Here is a 19505-nt window from a genome sequence, read left to right as displayed (position 1 = left end):
TCAATCAGCCTTTCGCAATGAACGCGTCGATGTTGCGTGCCAGGACGACCAGCGGCACGTCGCCGCCCTTCACCACGGCATCGTTGAACTTACGGAAGTCGAACTTGTTACCGAGCGCCTGCTGCGCCTTGGCGCGCAGCCGGTTGATCTCGCTGTGGCCCACTTTGTAACCGCACGCCTGGCCCGGCCAGGCGCAATAACGATCCACTTCGCTGGTCACTTCGTCCAGACCCGAGCCATTGGTGCGAGCGAACCATTCGATCGCCTGCCGACGGGTCCAGCGCTTCGCATGCAGTCCGGAATCGACCACCAGACGACAGGCGCGGAACGCGATGGATTGCAGATAGCCCAGCCGCCCGAACGGATCGTCGTCGTAAACGCCCAGCTCGGCCGCCAGCTGCTCGGCATACAACGCCCAACCTTCAGCGAACGCGTTGAATGGCAGCAGCGAACGGAACAGCGGCAGCTTGAAGGTATATTCGCCCTGCCAGACGTGACCCGGAATCGACTCGTGATACGTCAGCGTCGGCAAGGCATACGTGGTCCACAGCTTGGTCGTGTGCAGATTGATCCAGAACTTGCCCGGCAACTTGCCGTCGATCGAGCCGGCACCACCGTAGGCGCCGGGCGCCCCCGGCTCCACTTCGGGCGCCATGCGGATGATCTCGAGATGTCCGGGGACGAGCGTGGCGAATGCGCGCGGCAACCGCTTGCGAATGTCGGCGACGCGATCGTGCAGCAGCGCCATGATCTGCTTGCGGCCTTCATCATTGTCGGGAAACAGGAAGCGCTCCTGCTTGCCGAGCGCCGTCATGCGCTCGCCTACCGTGCCCTGCGTCATGCCCTGCGCTTTGAGAATTCCATCCATCTCGGCGTGCAACGCGCGCAGCTCTTCCTGGCCGCGCTCATGAATCTGCTCGGGCGTCATGCGCGTCGTCGTAGCCGTGCTCAACGCCCAAGCGTAATACTCGTCACCGCGCGGCAGTTTCCACACGCCCGCATCGCCGGTGGCCCGCTTGCGATGTTCTTCCAATTCCGTGAGCTGGCGTTGTAACGCGGGCGCGATCTTGTCCTTCGCGAGCTTCGCTGCTTTGGCCGCGTAATCGCCCTTCATGTTCTTGGTCCGGTTCGCCAGCGAAGTGACCAGCGACCATTCAGCAACGTTGCCAGCGCTGGCCAGGCGCAGCTGGTTCAGCGTCTTGTCGAGCAGGAAGTCCGGGGCGATCACGCCTTGCGCCGCAGCCGCATGCAGGCGGCCAGTCTCGCCATCGATTTGCCCCGCATACGCCTCCAGCCGTGACAGATACGCCTCGGCATCCGCCGGCTTTTCCACCGTGTGGCTGATGTCGAGCAAGCTGGGAATTTCCAGGAACGCACCGGTGTTCTGAGCAACCACATACGGCGCGTTTCGATACGACCAGTTCTGATTCAGATTGGCGACATCGCCATAAGGAAAGGCGAAGCCTTCGGTGGCAAACTCATGCGCGGTGCGCATGACGTCCACATCGATGCGAGTGGCCTCGCTCAGATTCGACGTATCGATGGCCTTCAACCGCTGCAAGCGTTGCGCGACTCGCTGGGCAATCGCGCGCTGGCCCTCGGCAGAGCGGTCCGTCAACTTTGACTTCAACGGCGCGCGTGGGCCGGTATCGATGCCCAGGCCGCTGGCGGTTTCCGGATAGTCGACCAGCAATTCTTCAGCCAGCCCGGCGAGCACTGCCTCGGCGGCCTTGTCGGCACTGGCCTGACTGGCTCGAACACTCAGCGGCAGATTGGCCAGGGCCACAGCGGCACCGGTGCCCACTATGAAATCGCGTCGGCTGGCGGTCATCTGATGACTATCCCTCTGAATAAGAATCACGAGCCGGCTCGCGGCAACGAGGTTGCCGTGGCACTTGCGGCAGGATGAGGCATGGGGTCCAGGCGGGGTCCGAGGGACCCGGGCTGGAATCTGGAGCGGGCGACGGGTCTCGAACCCGCGACCTCAAGTTTGGGAAACTTGTGCTCTACCAACTGAGCTACACCCGCGTTTGGTCGATTCTAGGGGCTGATCCGCCGCCGATCAATTGGCGCGGGGCTGGGCGCGGCTTCGGCGGTATACTGCCGCTCCTCGATTCACCCCGCCGATGTCTTCCGTGGCTTTGAGATTCGATCTACGTGACCTGGAATTGTTCGTGGCCGTCGCCGATGCGGGCAGCATCGCGCGCGCCGCTGAGCGGTCGCACACCGTCGCTTCGGCGGTGAGCAAACGCGTCTCCGACCTGGAGGACAATCTGGGCTGCCCGCTGTTGCTGCGCGGGGCGAAAGGCGTCGAGTTGACTGCCGCGGGCCATGCGCTGCTCGCAAGAGCGCGCGTGCTGCTGCATCAGGCGGCACAGCTCGACGATGAGATGCGACGACATGCTTCGGGCACGCGCGGCTACGTGCGGATGTTTGCAAACATTTCCGCCATCGTCGAATTCCTGCCGGATGCGCTGGCCTCGTTTGCAAAACAGCATCCCGACATCCATGTGCATCTCGAAGAACATGTGAGCTCGGCGATTGCGGCCGCGGTCGCGGACAACTCCGCCGATCTGGGCATCGTCAGCGAGCTGCCCGCGATCGAAGGCCTGACCACGGTGCCTTTCAGAAATGACGACCTGGTCGTCGTGTTGAAACCCGATCATCCGTTGGCGAAACGCGGCTACCTGTCGTTCGCAGAACTGATCGATGAACCGATCGTCGGCCTGCATGCCGGCAGCTCGTTGCATCGTTTGCTCACCCGCGCGGCCACCGAAGCAGATCGCTCATTGCACTGGCGCGTGCAAGTCACGAGTTTCGACGCGGCCTGCGCCATGGTCGCATCCGGACTCGGCGTCAGCATCGTGCCCAGAGCTGCGACCAGCGCCTACATCCGCTCGCTGTCACTCGCGTCGGTGCCGCTGACCGATCCGTGGGCGCATCGGCAGCTGTTTCTTTGTATTCGCACTGGCGTGCCTTTGCACTCGGCTGCGAAATTGCTTTACGACCATTTGCAGTCCCTCGCCGTCCAGAAATGACCGAAGACCAGTCTCCAGAAAACGAGGCGACCCCGCCGTCGCGTCGAAGCATCCGTAGCTTTGTGATCCGCGGCGGCCGTCAGACTGCCGCTCAACAGCGCGCGATGGATGAGCTGTGGCCGCGTTACGGCGTCGAATTCAGCGCGCAGCCGGTCGATCTGGATCGAATGTTTGGCCGTCAGGCGCCGCGCATGCTGGAAATAGGCTTCGGCGCCGGCGAGGCTTTGCTGGCGTTCACGCAGGCTCATCCGGAGCTGGATTGCATCGGCGTGGAAGTTCACAAGCCCGGCGTCGGTCACCTGCTGCTGGGCGCGGAGAGCGCCGGACTGAAGAATCTACGCGTCATCTGTCACGACGCCGTCGAGGTGTTACAACAGCAACTCGCGCCCGCCTCCGTGCAGTTCATCCATATTTTCTTTCCCGATCCCTGGCACAAGAAACGGCATCACAAGCGCCGCCTGATCCAGCCGGAATTCGTGGAGCTGCTGGCACGTGTGCTCGCGCCGGGCGGCAAGCTGCGACTGGCGACGGATTGGGAACATTACGCGATACAGATGCGCGAAGTGATCGATGCCTCGGCCTCGTTTGCGAACGATGCGCCGGACACCGGTTTCGTCGCCCGCAGCGAAGAACGCCCACTTACGCGTTTCGAGCGGCGCGGCCAGCGCCTGGGCCACGGCGTCTGGGACCTGAGCTACACACGCACGCGCTCATCATCACAATAAAGTCACATCCGGCATCACTAGAAGAATTTCATGTTGCGCCACTAGCACCACGCGCTGTGAGGGTGAATTTGTAGCGCACGCGCGCCCGCGGATGTCACTTTGCTTGATGCCTTGCAGAAAAAATCCCACTTGAATCCAGCGCGGCGCAGGTCTAAAACAAACCTCAATTCGACGCGCATGTCGCATGACGCATGGATGCTTCCGCAAGGATGCTCCCTCACTCCTGCTGGAGGATGGTCAATGACTTCGCCGAGTCCCGTCGTGGGTGACTGGTATCGCCGCCTCAATGGCGCCCTGTTCGAAGTAGTTGCGGTCGATCGCGACGACGGCACCGTGGAAGTCCAGCACTTCGATGGCACCATCGAAGAGTTCGATCTGGAAGCGTGGGACGAACAGGATTTCGAAGAGGCGCAGGCGCCGGAGGACTGGACCGGCTCGGTCGATGTCGAGCCCGAGGACTATGAGTCCGACCGGGAAATCAGCGCAGCCAGCGTCTGGACCGATCCGCTGATGAGCCTGGATCGCTCCGAAGCCTCGGGCTATTCCGAGTGGCCGGCGCCGCGGGATTTGTAATCGTCCCGATGTTTCTTGGTCAGCCCCGCGCTCAGGCGCGAGGCTGATCCAGCTGTATGATCTTCTGGCGCATCAGCCACACCAGCAGCAGTCCTGGCATGGCCAGCAGCACGCTGATGACGTAGTACATGGGCCAACCGGCATTATCCGCGATCCAGCCGGCCGGACCGCCGAGCAAATAGCGCGGCGTCAGCGCAATCGCCGACAGCAGCGCATATTGAAAGGCACTGTAGCGCACATCGCACAACGCCATGATGAGCGCGACCGAGGCGATATTGCCCATCGCGCCGGCGATGTTGTCGACGCCCACCGCAACGATCATCAATGCGTAGTTTTTGCCCGTCAGGGCCATCGCGTAATAAAGGAAGTTCGAGGCCGCTTGCACCGCGCCGAAGATCAGCATCGATTTCAACAATCCCAGCCGCACCATCGCCACGCCGCCGAGAATCGCACCGATCACGCCGCTGGCCGTGAACAGCGCCTTCAGCACCAGGGCGATCTCGGTCTTGGTGAAGCCGACGTCCATCATGAACGGCGTGAACAATCGCAGCGCGAACGCGTCCCCGACCTTGAACAGGATGACCAGCGCGATGAAGGCGATGGCGCTCGGAGTGCCCAGCAACTCGCGCAGCGGCACGACCAGCGATTCCTTCAAGCTGCGCGGCGGCTGATGTTCGTAGTGAGGTTCAGGCGCCAGCAGCGTGCCGAGGCAGAAGGCCGCCATGACCACGCCGAGAATCAGGAACGCCGGTTTCCATCCGGCCCAGTCCGCCATTACCAGCGCGAACGCGGACGCGATGTACGCCGACGTGCGATAGCCCAGATTATTCGCGGCGGCCGCCAGACCGCGCTCATGCGGTTGCGAGACGTCGGTTCGATAGGCGTCGATCGCAATGTCCTGGGTTGCAGAGAAGAATACGATGGCGACCGCGCATACCGCGATCGGCGTCAGCGAGACCGTGGGGTTTTGCAAGGCGAACACGCCAATCGCCACTGCCAGGCACAGTTGCATGAGCGCAATCCAGCCCCGCCGCCGGCCCAGAAATGGCAGCGGATAGCGATCGATGGCCGGCGCCCACAGAAACTTGAGCAGGTAAGGCAGCGCGACATAGGACAGGATGCCGATGGTCGTGTTGCTCGCACCGCTGTCCTTCAGCCAGGCCTGCAAGGCGCTTTCGGTGATCTGATTCGGAAAACCCGAAGCCGCCCCGAGCACCATGATGGCGACCATCTTCGGACTGGCCAGAATGTCACGCCACCTCGGTTTGGATGCCGGGGTTGCCTGTGCTGTGCCTGCTGCCACTGTGCTCATGGCGGGCGATTATAGAAGGCCGCCGTGGCCATTGGCCCGAACCAGCACGAAATCAGGCTTGATCTATGTCCGATGTCGCGCGCAAATCGACTACCATCGCCCGCGGTCATTCATTCAGCTCATTCATACATCTTCTGGCATGCGTTCTTTCATCGACCTCTGTCTGCAACTCGGCGTGCTGCGCTTCGGCGAGTTCAAGCTCAAGTCGGGCCGGGTGAGCCCGTACTTCTTCAATGCCGGTCTGTTCAATTCGGGGCGGGCGCTGGCGGAGCTGGGGCGCGCCTACGCGCAGGCGATTCAAGATGCCGGCATCGAGTTCGATGTGCTGTTCGGCCCCGCCTATAAAGGGATCCCTCTGGTGGCGACCACGGCGGTGGCGCTCCATGACCAGCACGGCCGCGACGTGCCCTGGGCCTTCAATCGCAAGGAGGCCAAAGACCATGGCGAAGGCGGCAATATCGTCGGCGCGCCACTGCGCGGGCGAGTACTGATCGTCGACGACGTGATCACCGCGGGAACCGCGATCCGCGAAGCCACCGATATCATTCGCGGCGCCGGCGCACAGCCCGTCGGAGTCATGCTCGCGCTGGACCGGCAGGAACGCGGCCAGGGTCCGCTGTCCGCGGTTCAGGAAGTGGAACAGACATTGCAACTACCGGTGACCAGCATCCTGCGCCTGGCCGATCTGATCGACTATCTGAGGCAGAGCGGAGACGCGGCACAACTGGCAGCAGTCGAGCGTTATCGCGGTGAATACGGGGTGTCGGGCTGAACCGATGTGCGCTCTTACCGTGCCAACCAGCGCGGGCCGGAGCGACGTCACATGTGACCAAAACCGTCCAAAGTTGACCCAACAGCGCCCTGCGGCACAATAACCGTCCAACTCCAGGGGATAATTCCAAACCGATGCGCGGGATACGCACACTGACGATCGTTGTTGCGATAGTCGCATCGGGCGTCGCATCGAGTACTGCTTTCGCCGCGCAAAGACAACGGCCGACCAAGTCGTCCGAGGAAGCCTATTACCGCTGCAAGGACATCAATGGCCAACAGCTGTTCAGCGACAGCATGCCGCCCGGCTGCACCGGCCAGGACACCGAGGTTCTGAATGCGCAGGGCTCGGTGTTGCGGGTCATCGAGGGCGACCGCACCCGTGCCGCCCGCCTGTCGCGGGAAGCGACCGAAAGCAGCGAACGCAAGCTGAAGCAGGAACGCCAGCTGCGCGATCGCATGCTCCTGGAAACGTACCTGAGCGTAGAAGACATCGAGCGGCTGCGCGATCAACGCCTCGAGCTGCTGGTCGCGCAACATCGCGCCACCGAGGCGACCATCGTCACCATGCGCGAGCGGCAGAACCGCCTCGAAACTCAGATCGCGCGCTTCAAGCCATACAACGAAAGACCGGGCGCACCGCCGCTGCCCGACCATCTCGCCGAAGACATGGTCAACACCGTGAACAGCTTGCGCGTGTACCAGGAATCGCTGGAAAAGAACGTGACCGAACAGGCCGACGTCAAAGCGTCCTTCAGCGCGGATATCAAACGCTTCAAAGAGCTGAAGGGGCTCTAATAACCCTCAGTCAGCCCCGGCCCGAGCTGCCGAAGCCGCCCGCGCCACGCTCGGTGGCGACGAACTCGTTCACCACGTCGAACTCGACCTGCACCACCGGCACTACCACCAGCTGCGCGATGCGCTCACCCGGCTGGATGGTGAAAGTGCTTTGCCCGCGATTCCAGCACGACACGAAGATCTGCCCCTGATAATCCGAGTCGATCAGCCCCACCAGATTGCCGAGCACGATGCCGTGCTTGTGGCCGAGCCCCGAGCGCGGCAGCACGATGGCGGCATACGCCGGATCCTGCAGATAAATCGCGATCCCGGAAGGAATCAGCTGCGTATCGCCCGGCTTCAGCTCGAGCGGCGCATCGATACAGGCGCGCAGGTCGACACCCGCCGAGCCTGAGGTTGCATATTGAGGCAAGGGATAGTCGCGGCCGATGCGAGGATCGAGCACACGAATCTGCAAGCGACGGCGGACGCCATCGCCGGAAGTCATTCCATCAGCGGGCATGAGCGGCGGTCAAAGCAGGCGTTGAGTTTTGGTTTTGAGTCTTGCCGCGCGCCTGGTAGCGCTCGGCGATCAGCTCGACCAGCTGGCGCGCCAGAGCCGCTTTGCTGGTCATCGAAAGCTCGCGTTTGCCATCCTGCCAATACACGGTGAGTGCGTTCTCGTCCTTGTCGAACGCCAGACCGTCACCGACTTTGTTGGCGGCAATCATGTCGAGGTTCTTGTTGACCAGCTTGGTCAGCGCATTGCGCTCGACGTGCTCGGTCTCGGCTGCGAAGCCCACCAGGAACGGATGCGACTCGCCCCGAGAGACCGTGGCCAGCACATCGGGCGCCCGCGCCAATGCAAGATTGAGCGTGTCGCTGGTCTTCTTGATCTTTTCGCAGGCGACCTCTCGACAGCGATAGTCGGAAACCGCGGCCGCGGCGATGAAAATATCCGCATCGGCGACACTGCTCTGAACTGCGCTCAACATTTGTTCAGCGCTTTCCACATCGACGCGCTCGACGCCGCGAGGTGTCGGAATCTGCACTGGGCCGCTCACTAGTACGACGTGAGCGCCCGCTTCGCGCGCCGCTTCAGCGACCGCGTAGCCCATCTTGCCGGAGCTGCGATTGCTGATGAATCGCACCGGGTCGATCTTCTCGCGCGTCGGACCTGCGGTAACAACGACCTTGAGCCCCTGCAACGGACCCGCGCCACCGCGGATCGTGAAAACTTCAGCAGCGATCTGCGTCGGCTCGAGCATCCGACCGACACCCACTTCACCGCAGGCCTGCTCGCCACTGGCCGGACCGAGCACCCGCACGCCGCGCTCCTTCAATATGCGAACGTTGGCTTGAGTCGCAGGATTGGCCCACATCTGACGATTCATCGCCGGCGCGATGGTGATCGGCGCGGTGGTCGCCAGACACAGCGTCGTCAGCAGGTCTTCGGCAAACCCATGGGTCAGCTTGGCGATGAAATCGGCCGTCGCCGGCGCGATCACGATTTCGTCCGCCCAGCGCGCCAGCTCGATGTGTCCCATCGCCGCTTCACTGCTCTCGTCCCACAAATCATCGCGCACCGGCTTGCCGGACACGGCCTGGAACGTCAGTGCGGTGACGAATTGCTGGGCCCCACGTGACATCACGACCTGGACTTCGGCGCCCTGGTCCATCAATCGGCGCACCAGATCCGGGCTTTTGTAGGCCGCGATACCGCCCGTGACACCCAGAAGAATTTTGCGAGGCTTCGAGCTCATGGAGCCGATTATGGGGGCGGGCGGAGGGCCCGGCAAACGTCGCCGTCGCATACCGGCATTCCGCGCGGGTATAGCCTCGGCCGCGCCCCGCATAGCGCAACTTAGCCGCGGAAAGCAGGACATTTCGCGCCAAAATCGCACCAATTCGAGCCAAATCGGGCGCAGCACTGCCCGGCAGACTAGCCGCATGCAGGCAAGACGCTCAAAGCATCGGCGGGAGACAAGGATGTCGATTCGCAATTGGCCGGAGAGCGACCGGCCGAGAGAGAAATTGCTGAAAATCGGCGCAGCGAGCCTGAGCGAGGCCGAATTGCTCGCCATCCTGCTGGGCACGGGCGTGCGCGGCCGTAACGCGCTGGATCTAGCGCGGGACTTGATCGCTGCCTTTGGATCTCTGCGTGCCTTTCTCACGGCCGACAAGACGCGCGCTTGTAAGGCTCGCGGCTTCGGAACAGCCCGATATGTGGCGCTCCAGGCCGCGCTGGAGCTGACGCGCAGGCACTACCAGGAACTGATGGCGGCCCGCTCGGTCCTCGAGAATCCGAGAGCGACCCGCGAATTTGTCCAACTCCGCCTGCGAGACCTGCCTTATGAGGTGTTCTGCTGCCTGCTGCTGGACAGCCACTACCGGGTCGTCGGCTTCGAGGAGCTGTTTCGAGGGACTATCGATGGCGCCACCGTGCACCCTCGGGAGGTGTTGCGATTGGCTCTGTCCCGGAACGCCGCGGCCCTGATTCTGGTCCATAACCACCCTTCCGGAATTGCGGAGCCCAGCCCGGCGGACCGGAGCATCACCGTCCGCCTGCGCGACGCGCTGGCTCTGGTGGATATCAAAGTTCTGGACCATCTGGTGGTCGGCGATGGGGTTTGCGAGTCGTTCGCCGAGCGGGGTTGGCTGTAAAAGAATGCCTTTCAGGTATTTTCGCGGCGTTGACGGCTTCCCTAAGCCCGCGCCGGCTGGTATAAAGCGCGACTCGTTTTTGGGCCCAGCCCCCCATGTGTTATGGGCTGGCCGCCTTCAGATTAGGTATCCGCCATGTCCAGAGTCTGTCAGATCACCGGCAAAGGGCCGATGACCGGTAACACCGTGTCACACGCCAACAACAAGCGTCGTCGCCGCTTCCTCCCCAACCTGCACGTGCAGCGTTTCTGGGTCGAGAGCGAGCGCCGCTTCATCAGCCTGCGCGTGTCGACCCACGGCCTGCGCACCATCGAAAAGAAGGGCATCGATACTGTCGTTGCCGAGCTGCGCGCCAAGGGCGTTGCGCTCTAACCAGTAGGAGCTTCAAGCCATGCGCGAAAAGATCAAGCTCGTGTCCACGGCCGGCACCGGCCACTTCTACACCACCACCAAGAACAAGCGCCTGCATCCGGACAAGATGGAAGTGCGCAAGTTCGACCCCAAGGCCCGCAAGCACGTGGCCTACAAGGAAGCGAAGATCAAGTAAGTGAGCAGGTCCGCTGGCGGCGGACCGCTTTGCTGAATCTCGAAAGGCCCACTTCGGTGGGCCTTTTGCTTTTGGGCTGCAAATACCTTTGGGTCGTAAATAAAAAAGCCCGCCTTACGGCGGGCTCTTCGGTTGGCGGTTGCGCCAACGCCTGGAGATCAGGCAGCGTGCGGCTGCATCGGCATCGAGTAGCTGCGCAGCGTGTTCGCGAAGTCCTGCAGCACCTTGATGCCGCTGGCCTCGGCCTGCGCGATCAGCTCCCGCAGATGCTGAATGAGCTTGTCGTTGCTCATGTGCGCCCCGCTCCACATCACCGCCAGGCGCTCGCGGAATTCGTGCACGGTCTTGAGCGTCTGATTGGCCTCCAGCACTTCGCTCAATCGTGAGCGGGCCTGCACGTCGAGCAGCGTCGGCTCGCGGACCAGCAGCTTGCGAACCGGACCGCTCAACACGCCGCCGGCATTGCGCAGCTCTTCGCGAAAGACGGGCAACGTCACATGGCGGGTGTAGTCACGCAGCACGTGCATGCGATTTACGATCACCGCGCGAACGTTCTCCAGATCGATGTGCACGCGAGGCTCGACCTTCACCGGCTCCGGCGCGGTCCGCAGCACACGAGCCAGGCCCAGTGCCTTGAAGATGCGGATGTAGAGCCAGCCGATATCGAACTCCCAGCGCTGCACCGAGAACTTCGCCGAGCTCGGGAAGGCGTGATGATTGTTGTGCAGCTCTTCGCCGGCGAGCAGGAAGCCCCAAGGCATCACATTGCGGGCTGCATCGGAGCACTCGAAGTTGCGATAGCCGTAGTAGTGGCCCACGCCATTGACCACGCCGGCCGCCAGCAGCGGATTGGCCATCAACTGCGCCGCCATGATGATGATGCCGGGGACGCCGAACAGCAGCAGATCGACGACGATCAGCAGCACGATGCCCATGTTCCGGTACTTGGCGTAGACGTTGCGCTCCATCCAGTCGTCGGGCGTGCCGCGACCGAACTTCTCGGTGACTTCCGGATCGCGAGCCGCCGCCTGGTACAGCTCGGCGCCTTCCAGCAGCACCTTCTTCAGGCCGACGATAACCGGGCTGTGCGGATCTTCCGGCGTCTCGCAACGGGCGTGGTGCTTGCGATGCACGGCCACCCATTCCTTGGTGACGATGCCCGAGGTCATCCACAGCCAGAAGCGGAAAAAATGACGCAGCGCTGGGTGCAGGTCGAGGCTGCGATGCGTGGCATCCCGGTGCAGATACAGCGTCACGCCCATGAACGTGATCTGGATCAACACGAAGGTCACCAGCACGTATTCCCAGAAGCTGAGATTCAAAATGCCGTACAGAAAATCGAGGTTCACTGGTGCCCCTGCATCGAACGCAAAGCTTATAGGATTGGAGAAAATGGCTCTCGCCGGACTATAACGGAGCTGGAAAGCCCCCACAAATGAGCCATTCCCTGAGCACGGCGTCCCATGCCTGAACTTCCTGAAGTAGAAACCACCCGCCGCGGCATCGAATCGTCGGTGGTGGGACACATCATCGAAAAAATCGTAGTCCGCGAGCCGCGCCTGCGTTGGCGAATTCCGAAACAGCTGCCTGAACTGGCGGCCGGGCAGCGCGTGGTTCAGCTGCGACGGCGCGCGAAGTACCTGGTGTTCGACCTCGAGCGCGGCAGCATGATCCTGCATCTGGGTATGTCGGGCAGCCTGCGCGTCCTGCCAGCCTCGACACCGCCTTCCATGCACGACCATGTGGACATCGTCATGAATGGGGGGCAATGCCTGCGATTCAATGATCCCCGCCGTTTCGGCAGCCTGCTGTGGACCGACGGCGACCCACTCCAGCACAAACTGCTGAAGTCGCTGGCACCGGAACCGCTGTTGGACGAGTTCAATGGCGAATATCTGGCGCGGGTCGCGAAGGGCCGCAGCGTCGCGATCAAGCAATTGATCATGAACGGCCAGGTCGTGGTCGGGGTGGGAAACATTTACGCAAGCGAGGCGCTGTTTCGGGCCGGTGTGCGCCCGCGCCGCGCCGCCGGCCGGCTGAAGCGGCCTGAGTTCGACGCTTTGGTGAAAGCGATCAAAGACGTGCTGCAAGACGCGATCCGCGAAGGCGGCACGACGCTGCGCGATTACATCAACCCGGAAGGCATGCCCGGCTATTTCCGGCAGAAGCTATTCGTGTACGAGCGCACCAAGGATCCGTGTCGAGTGTGCAAGACACCGATCAAACAACTCGTGCAGGGGCAACGCTCGACGTATTTCTGTCCGCAATGTCAGAAATGACCAGTAGAAATAACTAGTAGACGACGCCAACGCCAACACCGCGCGGATCGGAGATGGCCCTGACCTCACCGGTCTTGTAGTCCCACGTGACGATCTGCATGTTGCCGGGCTGACGCGACTCGCGCAGGTTGTGGCCGTACTTCTTCAGCGTCTCCTGCACGTCGGCGCTGAACGCACCCGGCTCGAACGACAGAACGTCAGGCATGTATTGATGGTGGAAGCGGCCCTTCTTCACCAATTCGTCCGGCGACATGCCGTGCATCCAATCCAGCGTCGCGAGCAACACCATGCCCATGATGTAGCTGCCGCCGGGCGTGCCGAGCACCATCACGCCATCCGGTCGTTCGACAAATGTCGGCGTCATGCTCGACAACGGTCGCTTGCCCGGTGCGATCGCATTCGCTTCGGCGCCCACCAGGCGAAAGCCATTCGGCACGCCGGCCTTGGCGACGAAATCGTCCATTTCGTTGTTCAGCAGAATGCCGACGCCCGGCACCATCAAGCCGGAGCCGAAGAAAAAGTTGATCGACATGGTGCCGGCGACGCGATTGCCATCGGCATCGATGATGGAAAAGTGCGTGGTCTGCGGACCTGCCGGGGCCGGAGCAATGCTGGGGAGCGAATCGCTCGGCGTGGCGCGATCCATGCGAATCGACGCGCGCTGACCCGCGGCGTAATGCGGGCTCAGCAACTGCTCGACCGGTACCTTCACGAAATCCGGATCGCCCAGATACTCGGCGCGATCACGGTGCACACGGCGCTCCGCTTCCACGATCAGATGCACGCGCGTCGCTGCGTCGAGGGACTTCAGGTCGTAGCCGGAAAGAATATTCAACGCATTGATCAGACCGACACCCCCCGATGACGGCGGCGGCGCAGTGACGATGCGCGCGCCGTGATATTCGCCATACAGCGGCTTGCGTTCTACGACTTTGTACTCGGCGAGATCCTGCAGCGACCAGATGCCGCCCATCTTCTTCACGCCGTCGACCAACTGCTTCGCCACCGGGCCTTTGTAGAAGCCGTCAGCGCCGCGCTCGGCGAGCGTCGTCAGCGTCTTCGCCAGCTCCGGTTGTTTGATGAAGGTGCCGACCGCCGGCACCTCACCGTTGCGTAGGAATATTTTCGCTGCGGCACCGGCATTGAACGTCTCACGCTTGGCGACGATGCCACCGCGCAGTCGCTCATTCAGTGGAAAGCCTTCACGCGCCAGCCGAATCGCCGGCTGCAAGACGGTCTTGAACGGCAGCTTGCCGTACGTCTTGGAAAGATGTTCGAAACCGGCGGGCTCACCCGGAATGCCTGCGGCAAGCGCAGTCGACGTTGAGCGGCCTTTGACGACATTGCCCTGCTCATCGAGAAACATGTCGTGAGTGGCGGCGCCGGGCGCGACTTCGCGCGCATCGACCATTGTCTCGAAACCGTCGGACGAGCGATGTAACAACCAGAAGCCGCCACCACCCAAGCCCGAGCTGCTCGGCTCGACCACTGCGAGCGCGGCGCTCACCGCGACTGCCGCATCGAATGCATTGCCGCCCTGGCGTAGAATTTCCATACCCGCTTCGGTCGCCAACTGATGCGCGCTCGCGATTCCAGCTCTGCCTGGACGCTGCGGTTGATCCGCCAGCGTCGTCAGCGGCAACACCAACAACGCAACCAATAAAACGCGAGCACGCAGCAGGGGAATGACTTTCATGAGATCTCGGCGCGCCCGCCAAACCCGATGAATGAGCTGGCGAGCGCTAGACGATGGCGACTACTGCGCGCGACGCTTGGCCCACGCGCGCTGCAAGGCAGCCTCGACCTTGGGATGAACGAACTGCGCGACGTTGCCGCCGAGACTGGCGATCTCGCGCACCAGGGTGGAGGAAATGAAATTGAACTGCTCGGTGGGCGTCAGGAACACATAATCCACCTTATCCGACAGATGTCGGCTCATGGTCGCGAGCTGAAACTCGAACTCGAAGTCGGAGACCGCCCGCAAACCGCGGACCACCACGCCCAGTCCATGCTGTCGTGCGAACTCGACGGTGAGGCCCGAGTAACCCGTGACCTCCACATTGGGCACGTCATGCAGCACTTCGCGCGCCAGCTCGACGCGCTCGTCCAGCGTGAACAACGGAGCTTTGCCGGGATTGGCAGCGACTGCGACCACCACGCGAGAGAAAATGCCGGCAGCCCGACGCACCAGGTCATAGTGGCCATTGGTGATTGGATCGAAGGTGCCGGGATACATGGCGCCGGTCATGGCAAAACCTCTTCAGCGGAACGGATGCGAGCCATCGTGACTCGCAGCAGATGATAGCCGACCTGACCGGCCTGCTTGGCACGGTACACCGTCCAGCCGGGTGACAGCGGTGGTAACGGCACATCCGCAGGACATTCCACGTAAATGTGCGCATCCGGCGCGAGCCAGCCCTGCGGCAATTTGGTGAACACCGCCTGCAACAGTGTCGAAGCGAACGGCGGATCGAGGAAAACGACATCGAACGGCTGCGGCGTTCGCTCCAGGAAACGGATTGCGTCCTGGATCTCGACGGTTGCGCCGGTTGCGCCGAGACGCTGCAAGGTTTGCGTCAAATGCCGCCCCACTTGCGGCTCGCGCTCGACGAATGTCACCGCGGAGGCGCCGCGCGACAGCGCTTCGATACCCAACGCGCCGCTGCCCGCGAATAAATCCAAGCAGCGCGCGCCGGCAATGTGCGCCTGTAACCAGTTGAACAGCGTCTCTCGGACCCGGTCCGGCGAAGGGCGGATCGCCTCGATGGCGGGAAAATCGATTCGCATGCCGCGCCAGCGCCCGCCCACGATGCGCAGACGATTCGGCGGCTGGCCGGCTTGGGCGGGGGTTTTGCCGACGGGGCGGCGCTTGCTAGGGGCTCTGGGCATGTGCGCGGCGGATGATAGCCCCGGCGAGCGCCGCCAGTGCTGTTAGAATTGCGCGCTCCGCTGCGAGACTCTGACCCAAGCTCCACGAATGTTCGGTTTCAAGAACAAGCCGCCCGCCGCCCCGCCGCCTGCCGCCCCTGTCCAGGAGCAGGGCAGCCTGTTCACGCGCCTGCGCGCCAAGTTGAACCGGGGCGACTCGTGGCTGACCTACGATCTCGCCAGCCTGATTCCCGGCGGCAAGATCGACGAGAACGTGCTCGACGAGCTGGAGATGCGGCTGATCACCGCCGATGTCGGCGTCGAGACCAGCGAACGAATTCTGACGGCGCTGCGTAAGAAAGTGGCGCGCCATGAACTCGACAATCTGGATGCGTTGCTGGAAGCCCTGCGCGAGCAGCTCATGGACATCGTGCGGCCGGTCCAGGGCCAGATGGTCATCGACAGCAAATACATCCCGTTCGTGGTGCTGGTGGTCGGCGTGAATGGCGCCGGCAAGACCACGACGATCGGCAAGCTGGCCCGCATCATCAAAGCAGCGGACATGAAAGTGATGCTGGCCGCAGGCGACACCTTCCGCGCTGCAGCCGTCGAGCAGTTGCAAGTGTGGGGTCAGCGCAATGATGTGCCGGTAGTCGCGCAAGCCACGGGTGCCGATCCTGCAGCCGTTGCATTCGATGCCTTGCAGTCCGCTCAGGCCCGCAAGTTCGATGTGTTGATCGCGGACACCGCGGGTCGCCTGCACACGCAATCGAACCTGATGGACGAGCTCAAGAAAGTGAAGCGTGTGATGGGGCGTCTCGATCCCAGCGCGCCCCACGAAGTCTTGCTGGTGCTGGACGCCAGCCAGGGGCAGAACGCGCTCCAGCAGGCCAAGCTGTTTCATGAAGCGCTGGGGGTCACCGGCGTCGTGCTCACCAAGCTCGACGGCACCGCCAAGGGCGGCATCGTGTTCGCCATCGCCAGCGAATTGAAACTGCCGATCCGCTATCTCGGGGTCGGCGAAACTGTCGAAGACTTCGTCGGCTTCGAGGCCGCAGCCTTCGTCGATGCGTTGCTCAAGCGGGACTGACGCGATACGCATGATTCGTTTCGATCACGTCTTCAAACGCTATCCAAACGGCCGCGAGGCACTCAGCGATCTGTCACTGGACATCGACAGCGGCGAGATCGTGTTCCTCACCGGCCACTCGGGCGCGGGCAAATCCAGTCTGCTGAAGCTGATCTCATTGATCGAGCGTCCGACGCGCGGCCAACTGATCGTCAACGGTCTGAACGTCAACGGCGTGTCGCGTCGTAAAGTGCCGGCGTTCCGGCGCCAGATCGGCATGGTGTTCCAGGATCACAAGCTGCTGCACGATCGCACCATCTTCGACAACGTCGCGCTGCCGCTGATCATCGCGGGCGTCGGTACGAAGGAAATCGGCAAGCGTGTGCGTGCGGCGCTGGATCAGGTCGGATTGCTCGGTCGCGAGCAGAGCGCACCGCTCGAACTCTCCACCGGCGAACAACAGCGCGTCGGCATCGCTCGCGCCGTCGTGAGCAAGCCACCGGTGCTGATCGCGGACGAGCCGACCGGCAACCTCGACCCCGAGCTGTCGCTGGAAGTGATGAATATCTTCCGCCGCTTCAACGAAGTCGGCGTCACCGTGCTGGTCGCCAGCCACGACTTGTATCTGCTCGAACATTTCCCGGTGCGACGGGTTCGCCTGGAAGGCGGCCGCGTCGCTGATGACATCCCGGCCGGCATCAGTGCCGGCGAGAAGCTCGTCGACCCGGCCAAGCTCATCACCGGCGCCGAAGGAGCGATGCGATGAGCGCCTGGCTCACTCGACATGCGCAAACGTCGATCGGCTCGCTCGGCCGACTGTCGCAACACAAGCTCGCGACGCTGTTGACGGTGCTGGTCATCGGCATTGCGCTCGCCCTGCCCGCGTGTCTGCACCTTTTGATCAGCAACGCGCAGACCGCGACCGGCAACTGGAACAAAGCCGTCGATCTCACGGTGTTTCTCAAGCGTCCGACTTCCGCCGAAGAGGCGACTCGCACCGCCGACCGGATCAGACAACGCCGCGATGTCAGCAATATCGAAGTCATCACCTCGGACGACGCGCTGAAAGAGTTTCGTCATGACTCCGGCTTCGGCGCCGCCATCGATGCGCTCAACGAGAATCCGTTGCCGCATACGCTGGTGGTGACACCGGCGGCGGATTTCACAACCTCCGCCAATCTCGACAGCCTCGCCGCCGATCTGCGGGCCATGCCGTCGGTCGAGATCGTGCAGCTCGACACCGCATGGGTGAGCCGGCTCAACGCCATTCTCGAAACGGTCCGCCGGGGCTTGGTCGTGGCGGCCGCGTTGCTGGCCTTGGGGGTCATGGTCATCGTCGGCAACACGATCCGGCTGGATATCCAGAACCGGCGTGCCGAGATCGAGGTAACCAAGTTGGTAGGCGGCAGCGACGGCTTTGTCCGTCGGCCCTTCCTCTACAATGGCATCTGGTACGGGCTGGGCGGCGGCATTACCGCCTGGATCATCACCGCCGCCGTCATCGGCGTTCTGCGGGAGCCCATCGGCCGCCTCGCTGGCTTGTACGGCAGCGCCTTCGAACTCGGCGGCCTGGACCCGCGAGCCACCCTGGTCCTGCTCGGCAGCGGGATCGTTCTGGGCTGGCTGGGGTCCTATCTGGCGGCCACCCGCCATTTGCGGGCCATCGAACCCACCTGATCCCGCGTTTCCCTAGCGCCAATCCGCATGCTCAGTCACGGCATTCGTGACTGAGGTTCACTGGCGGGGTCCTGGTCAAAAGACCACAGTACTTTCAGGTACTTAGCTGCGCGCAATCTGTCGGAACCTAAGGCCGCTCCCGGAACTTTCAAGGCGACTTAGCACTCCAACACCGCGATTGCTAAACTTCTGACCACTGCCTGGAGGGGAATCTTCGACATGACATCAACTGCGCTTGTTCGCTCAAGCACCGAACTCGCCGCCAGCCCGTTGCTCATGCTGGCCGGTCCGGTCGGCAGCCTTGATTCGTATATCGATCGTGTGTCGCGTATTCCGGTGTTGTCGCGGGAGGAGGAGCTGGATCTGGCTCGCCGTCTGCGTACCGAGGAAGACCTGGACGCGGCCCGCCAACTCGTGTTGTCCCACTTGCGCTTCGTGGTGCACATCGCCCGCGGCTACAGCGGCTACGGCCTGCCCGTCGGCGACCTGATTCAGGAAGGCAATGTCGGCCTGATGAAGGCGGTAAAGCGGTTCGATCCGGATGTGGGCGTACGACTGGTATCGTTTGCCGTTCACTGGATTCGCGCCGAGATCCACGAGTACGTGTTGCGTAACTGGCGGCTGGTGAAGATCGCCACCACCAAATCGCAGCGCAAGCTGTTCTTCAACCTGCGCAAGTTCAAGAAGAACCTGGGCTGGTTGAACGACGCGGAAACCAAGCAGATCGCCAGCGACCTCGGCGTGACCACCGCCGAAGTGACCGACATGGAACAGCGGTTGAGCTCGCGAGATCTGTCCTTCGATCCGGCCCCGGATGCGGATGATGAGGATGGCTCGTACTCGCCGTCGGCCTACTTGCAGCACCCGGAAGCCGATCCGTCGGTCGCCGTGGAACGCGAGCAATGGGATGAAGACACTGCCGAGCGGCTGTCTCAGGCGCTGGAAACGCTGGACGATCGTAGCCAGCACATCCTGCGCAGCCGTTGGATGCAGGACGAGAAATCGACCCTGCACGAGCTGGCCGACAAGTACGGCGTGTCCGCAGAGCGCATTCGCCAGATCGAGGCGAACGCGATCAAGAAACTGCGCGGCCTGGTGGCTGACGCCGCATGAGCGAACCAAGGGAATAAACTAGGTTTATGGACCCTGTAAACAGAAGGGCCGGACTCGTGAAGAGCCCGGCCCTTTTTCTTTGCCCTGTGAGG

The 19505-nt window shown here is 62.6% G+C and carries 21 protein-coding genes and 1 tRNA gene; 13 read left to right on the top strand and 9 right to left on the bottom strand.

All coding sequences use genetic code 11. The annotated features are described in order from the left end of the window. Positions 1 to 4 precede the first annotated feature (4 nt). On the bottom strand, positions 5 to 1831 hold the full coding sequence (locus D0550_RS09155) for a DUF885 domain-containing protein (RefSeq protein WP_116808814.1): 1827 nt from the start codon (positions 1829 to 1831) through the stop codon (positions 5 to 7). Positions 1832 to 1952: 121 nt separating this feature from the next. Next, a tRNA-Gly gene (locus D0550_RS09150) sits at positions 1953 to 2028 on the bottom strand. Positions 2029 to 2135: 107 nt separating this feature from the next. Between D0550_RS09150 and D0550_RS09145 the strand changes: the two genes are divergently transcribed. The 3 genes from D0550_RS09145 to D0550_RS09135 all read left to right on the top strand — a co-directional run bounded on the left by D0550_RS09145 (position 2136) and on the right by D0550_RS09135 (position 4336). Beyond that, a complete protein-coding gene (locus D0550_RS09145) occupies positions 2136 to 3038 on the top strand; it encodes a LysR family transcriptional regulator (RefSeq protein ID WP_206606170.1) in 903 nt (300 codons plus the stop codon). Beyond that, positions 3035 to 3763: a tRNA (guanosine(46)-N7)-methyltransferase TrmB gene (gene trmB / locus D0550_RS09140; protein ID WP_116808813.1), complete on the top strand. Its 729-nt coding sequence runs from the start codon at positions 3035 to 3037 to the stop codon at positions 3761 to 3763. The genes D0550_RS09145 and trmB overlap by 4 nt, the downstream gene beginning before the upstream one ends. Positions 3764 to 4003: 240 nt before the next feature. Then, entirely contained in the window at positions 4004 to 4336 is a 333-nt protein-coding gene (locus D0550_RS09135; protein ID WP_116808812.1) for a DUF6763 family protein, read from the top strand. A 31-nt stretch (positions 4337 to 4367) separates the two neighbouring features. Here the strand turns inward: D0550_RS09135 and D0550_RS09130 are convergent, their stop codons facing one another. After that, positions 4368 to 5648: an AmpG family muropeptide MFS transporter gene (locus D0550_RS09130; protein ID WP_116808811.1), complete on the bottom strand. Its 1281-nt coding sequence runs from the start codon at positions 5646 to 5648 to the stop codon at positions 4368 to 4370. 139 nt (positions 5649 to 5787) lie between these two features. Here D0550_RS09130 and pyrE point away from each other — a divergent pair, with 139 nt between their 5' ends. Continuing rightward, positions 5788 to 6420: an orotate phosphoribosyltransferase gene (gene pyrE, locus D0550_RS09125; RefSeq protein ID WP_116808810.1), complete on the top strand. Its 633-nt coding sequence runs from the start codon at positions 5788 to 5790 to the stop codon at positions 6418 to 6420. A gap of 134 nt (positions 6421 to 6554) precedes the next feature. Continuing rightward, positions 6555 to 7217: a DUF4124 domain-containing protein gene (locus tag D0550_RS09120; protein ID WP_116808809.1), complete on the top strand. Its 663-nt coding sequence runs from the start codon at positions 6555 to 6557 to the stop codon at positions 7215 to 7217. A 10-nt stretch (positions 7218 to 7227) separates the two neighbouring features. Here D0550_RS09120 and dut read toward each other — a convergent pair whose 3' ends face one another. Both dut and coaBC read right to left on the bottom strand, forming a co-directional pair. Then, the gene (gene dut / locus D0550_RS09115; RefSeq protein WP_322109536.1) at positions 7228 to 7719 is read right to left on the bottom strand and encodes a dUTP diphosphatase; all 492 of its coding nucleotides are present in this window, start codon (positions 7717 to 7719) and stop codon (positions 7228 to 7230) included. Beyond that, the gene (coaBC, locus tag D0550_RS09110) at positions 7709 to 8959 is read right to left on the bottom strand and encodes a bifunctional phosphopantothenoylcysteine decarboxylase/phosphopantothenate--cysteine ligase CoaBC (RefSeq protein ID WP_116808807.1); all 1251 of its coding nucleotides are present in this window, start codon (positions 8957 to 8959) and stop codon (positions 7709 to 7711) included. Before coaBC ends, dut begins: the two co-directional genes overlap by 11 nt. Positions 8960 to 9185: 226 nt before the next feature. Between coaBC and radC the strand changes: the two genes are divergently transcribed. The 3 genes from radC (at position 9186) to rpmG (ending at position 10407) form a co-directional block, all read left to right on the top strand. Next, entirely contained in the window at positions 9186 to 9860 is a 675-nt protein-coding gene (radC, locus tag D0550_RS09105; protein WP_116808863.1) for a RadC family protein, read from the top strand. A 135-nt stretch (positions 9861 to 9995) separates the two neighbouring features. After that, positions 9996 to 10232 carry a 50S ribosomal protein L28 gene (rpmB, locus tag D0550_RS09100; RefSeq protein ID WP_116808806.1) on the top strand — a complete coding sequence of 79 codons (237 nt, stop codon included), beginning with the start codon at positions 9996 to 9998 and terminating at the stop codon, positions 10230 to 10232. A gap of 19 nt (positions 10233 to 10251) precedes the next feature. Beyond that, a complete protein-coding gene (gene rpmG, locus D0550_RS09095) occupies positions 10252 to 10407 on the top strand; it encodes a 50S ribosomal protein L33 (protein WP_116808805.1) in 156 nt (51 codons plus the stop codon). Between the two features lie 158 nt (positions 10408 to 10565). On the opposite strand, the gene D0550_RS09090 is transcribed toward rpmG, so the two are convergent. Next, positions 10566 to 11756, bottom strand: coding sequence for a DesA family fatty acid desaturase (locus D0550_RS09090; protein WP_206606169.1), 1191 nt, complete (start codon positions 11754 to 11756; stop codon positions 10566 to 10568). Between the two features lie 114 nt (positions 11757 to 11870). On the opposite strand from D0550_RS09090, the gene mutM reads away from it, so the two are divergent. After that, positions 11871 to 12686 (top strand): bifunctional DNA-formamidopyrimidine glycosylase/DNA-(apurinic or apyrimidinic site) lyase, encoded by an 816-nt coding sequence (mutM, locus tag D0550_RS09085; RefSeq protein ID WP_116808804.1) that lies wholly within the window; start codon positions 11871 to 11873, stop codon positions 12684 to 12686. Positions 12687 to 12699: 13 nt separating this feature from the next. Here mutM and ggt read toward each other — a convergent pair whose 3' ends face one another. Genes ggt through rsmD form a run of 3 tightly spaced genes read right to left on the bottom strand, consistent with a single transcriptional unit; the run spans position 12700 to position 15575 of the window. Next, positions 12700 to 14382: a gamma-glutamyltransferase gene (ggt, locus tag D0550_RS09080; RefSeq protein WP_116808803.1), complete on the bottom strand. Its 1683-nt coding sequence runs from the start codon at positions 14380 to 14382 to the stop codon at positions 12700 to 12702. A 60-nt stretch (positions 14383 to 14442) separates the two neighbouring features. Continuing rightward, positions 14443 to 14934, bottom strand: coding sequence for a pantetheine-phosphate adenylyltransferase (gene coaD / locus D0550_RS09075; protein WP_116808802.1), 492 nt, complete (start codon positions 14932 to 14934; stop codon positions 14443 to 14445). Beyond that, positions 14931 to 15575: a 16S rRNA (guanine(966)-N(2))-methyltransferase RsmD gene (gene rsmD / locus D0550_RS09070; protein ID WP_116808801.1), complete on the bottom strand. Its 645-nt coding sequence runs from the start codon at positions 15573 to 15575 to the stop codon at positions 14931 to 14933. The genes coaD and rsmD overlap by 4 nt, the downstream gene beginning before the upstream one ends. Positions 15576 to 15663: 88 nt before the next feature. Here rsmD and ftsY point away from each other — a divergent pair, with 88 nt between their 5' ends. The 4 genes from ftsY (at position 15664) to rpoH (ending at position 19413) form a co-directional block, all read left to right on the top strand. After that, a complete protein-coding gene (gene ftsY / locus D0550_RS09065; RefSeq protein ID WP_116808800.1) occupies positions 15664 to 16644 on the top strand; it encodes a signal recognition particle-docking protein FtsY in 981 nt (326 codons plus the stop codon). Between the two features lie 10 nt (positions 16645 to 16654). Beyond that, positions 16655 to 17389 (top strand): cell division ATP-binding protein FtsE, encoded by a 735-nt coding sequence (gene ftsE, locus D0550_RS09060; protein ID WP_116808799.1) that lies wholly within the window; start codon positions 16655 to 16657, stop codon positions 17387 to 17389. Then, positions 17386 to 18300 (top strand): permease-like cell division protein FtsX, encoded by a 915-nt coding sequence (ftsX, locus tag D0550_RS09055; protein ID WP_116808798.1) that lies wholly within the window; start codon positions 17386 to 17388, stop codon positions 18298 to 18300. Before ftsE ends, ftsX begins: the two co-directional genes overlap by 4 nt. Before the next feature lie 276 nt (positions 18301 to 18576). Beyond that, positions 18577 to 19413, top strand: coding sequence for an RNA polymerase sigma factor RpoH (rpoH, locus tag D0550_RS09050; protein WP_241520770.1), 837 nt, complete (start codon positions 18577 to 18579; stop codon positions 19411 to 19413). Positions 19414 to 19505: the final 92 nt, after the last annotated feature.

It is taken from the genome of Steroidobacter cummioxidans (assembly GCF_003104955.1).
The sequence above is the reverse complement of the archived record's forward strand: the minus strand, read 5'-3'. Positions and strand labels throughout refer to the sequence as shown.

What these genes read in the sequence shown, in the direction of transcription:
- D0550_RS09155 (WP_116808814.1), bottom strand. Translation starts at nt 1,831, where the DNA reads ATGACCGCCAGCCGACGCGATTTCATAGTGGGCACCGGTGCCGCTGTG.
- coaBC (WP_116808807.1), bottom strand. Translation starts at nt 8,959, where the DNA reads ATGAGCTCGAAGCCTCGCAAAATTCTTCTGGGTGTCACGGGCGGTATC.
- D0550_RS09130 (WP_116808811.1), bottom strand. Translation starts at nt 5,648, where the DNA reads ATGAGCACAGTGGCAGCAGGCACAGCACAGGCAACCCCGGCATCCAAA.
- ftsY (WP_116808800.1), top strand. Translation starts at nt 15,664, where the DNA reads ATGTTCGGTTTCAAGAACAAGCCGCCCGCCGCCCCGCCGCCTGCCGCC.
- ftsX (WP_116808798.1), top strand. Translation starts at nt 17,386, where the DNA reads ATGAGCGCCTGGCTCACTCGACATGCGCAAACGTCGATCGGCTCGCTC.
- rpmG (WP_116808805.1), top strand. Translation starts at nt 10,252, where the DNA reads ATGCGCGAAAAGATCAAGCTCGTGTCCACGGCCGGCACCGGCCACTTC.
- radC (WP_116808863.1), top strand. Translation starts at nt 9,186, where the DNA reads ATGTCGATTCGCAATTGGCCGGAGAGCGACCGGCCGAGAGAGAAATTG.
- mutM (WP_116808804.1), top strand. Translation starts at nt 11,871, where the DNA reads ATGCCTGAACTTCCTGAAGTAGAAACCACCCGCCGCGGCATCGAATCG.
- D0550_RS09135 (WP_116808812.1), top strand. Translation starts at nt 4,004, where the DNA reads ATGACTTCGCCGAGTCCCGTCGTGGGTGACTGGTATCGCCGCCTCAAT.
- dut (WP_322109536.1), bottom strand. Translation starts at nt 7,719, where the DNA reads ATGCCCGCTGATGGAATGACTTCCGGCGATGGCGTCCGCCGTCGCTTG.
- coaD (WP_116808802.1), bottom strand. Translation starts at nt 14,934, where the DNA reads ATGACCGGCGCCATGTATCCCGGCACCTTCGATCCAATCACCAATGGC.
- rsmD (WP_116808801.1), bottom strand. Translation starts at nt 15,575, where the DNA reads ATGCCCAGAGCCCCTAGCAAGCGCCGCCCCGTCGGCAAAACCCCCGCC.
- rpoH (WP_241520770.1), top strand. Translation starts at nt 18,577, where the DNA reads ATGCTGGCCGGTCCGGTCGGCAGCCTTGATTCGTATATCGATCGTGTG.
- ggt (WP_116808803.1), bottom strand. Translation starts at nt 14,382, where the DNA reads ATGAAAGTCATTCCCCTGCTGCGTGCTCGCGTTTTATTGGTTGCGTTG.
- trmB (WP_116808813.1), top strand. Translation starts at nt 3,035, where the DNA reads ATGACCGAAGACCAGTCTCCAGAAAACGAGGCGACCCCGCCGTCGCGT.
- pyrE (WP_116808810.1), top strand. Translation starts at nt 5,788, where the DNA reads ATGCGTTCTTTCATCGACCTCTGTCTGCAACTCGGCGTGCTGCGCTTC.
- rpmB (WP_116808806.1), top strand. Translation starts at nt 9,996, where the DNA reads ATGTCCAGAGTCTGTCAGATCACCGGCAAAGGGCCGATGACCGGTAAC.
- D0550_RS09120 (WP_116808809.1), top strand. Translation starts at nt 6,555, where the DNA reads ATGCGCGGGATACGCACACTGACGATCGTTGTTGCGATAGTCGCATCG.
- ftsE (WP_116808799.1), top strand. Translation starts at nt 16,655, where the DNA reads ATGATTCGTTTCGATCACGTCTTCAAACGCTATCCAAACGGCCGCGAG.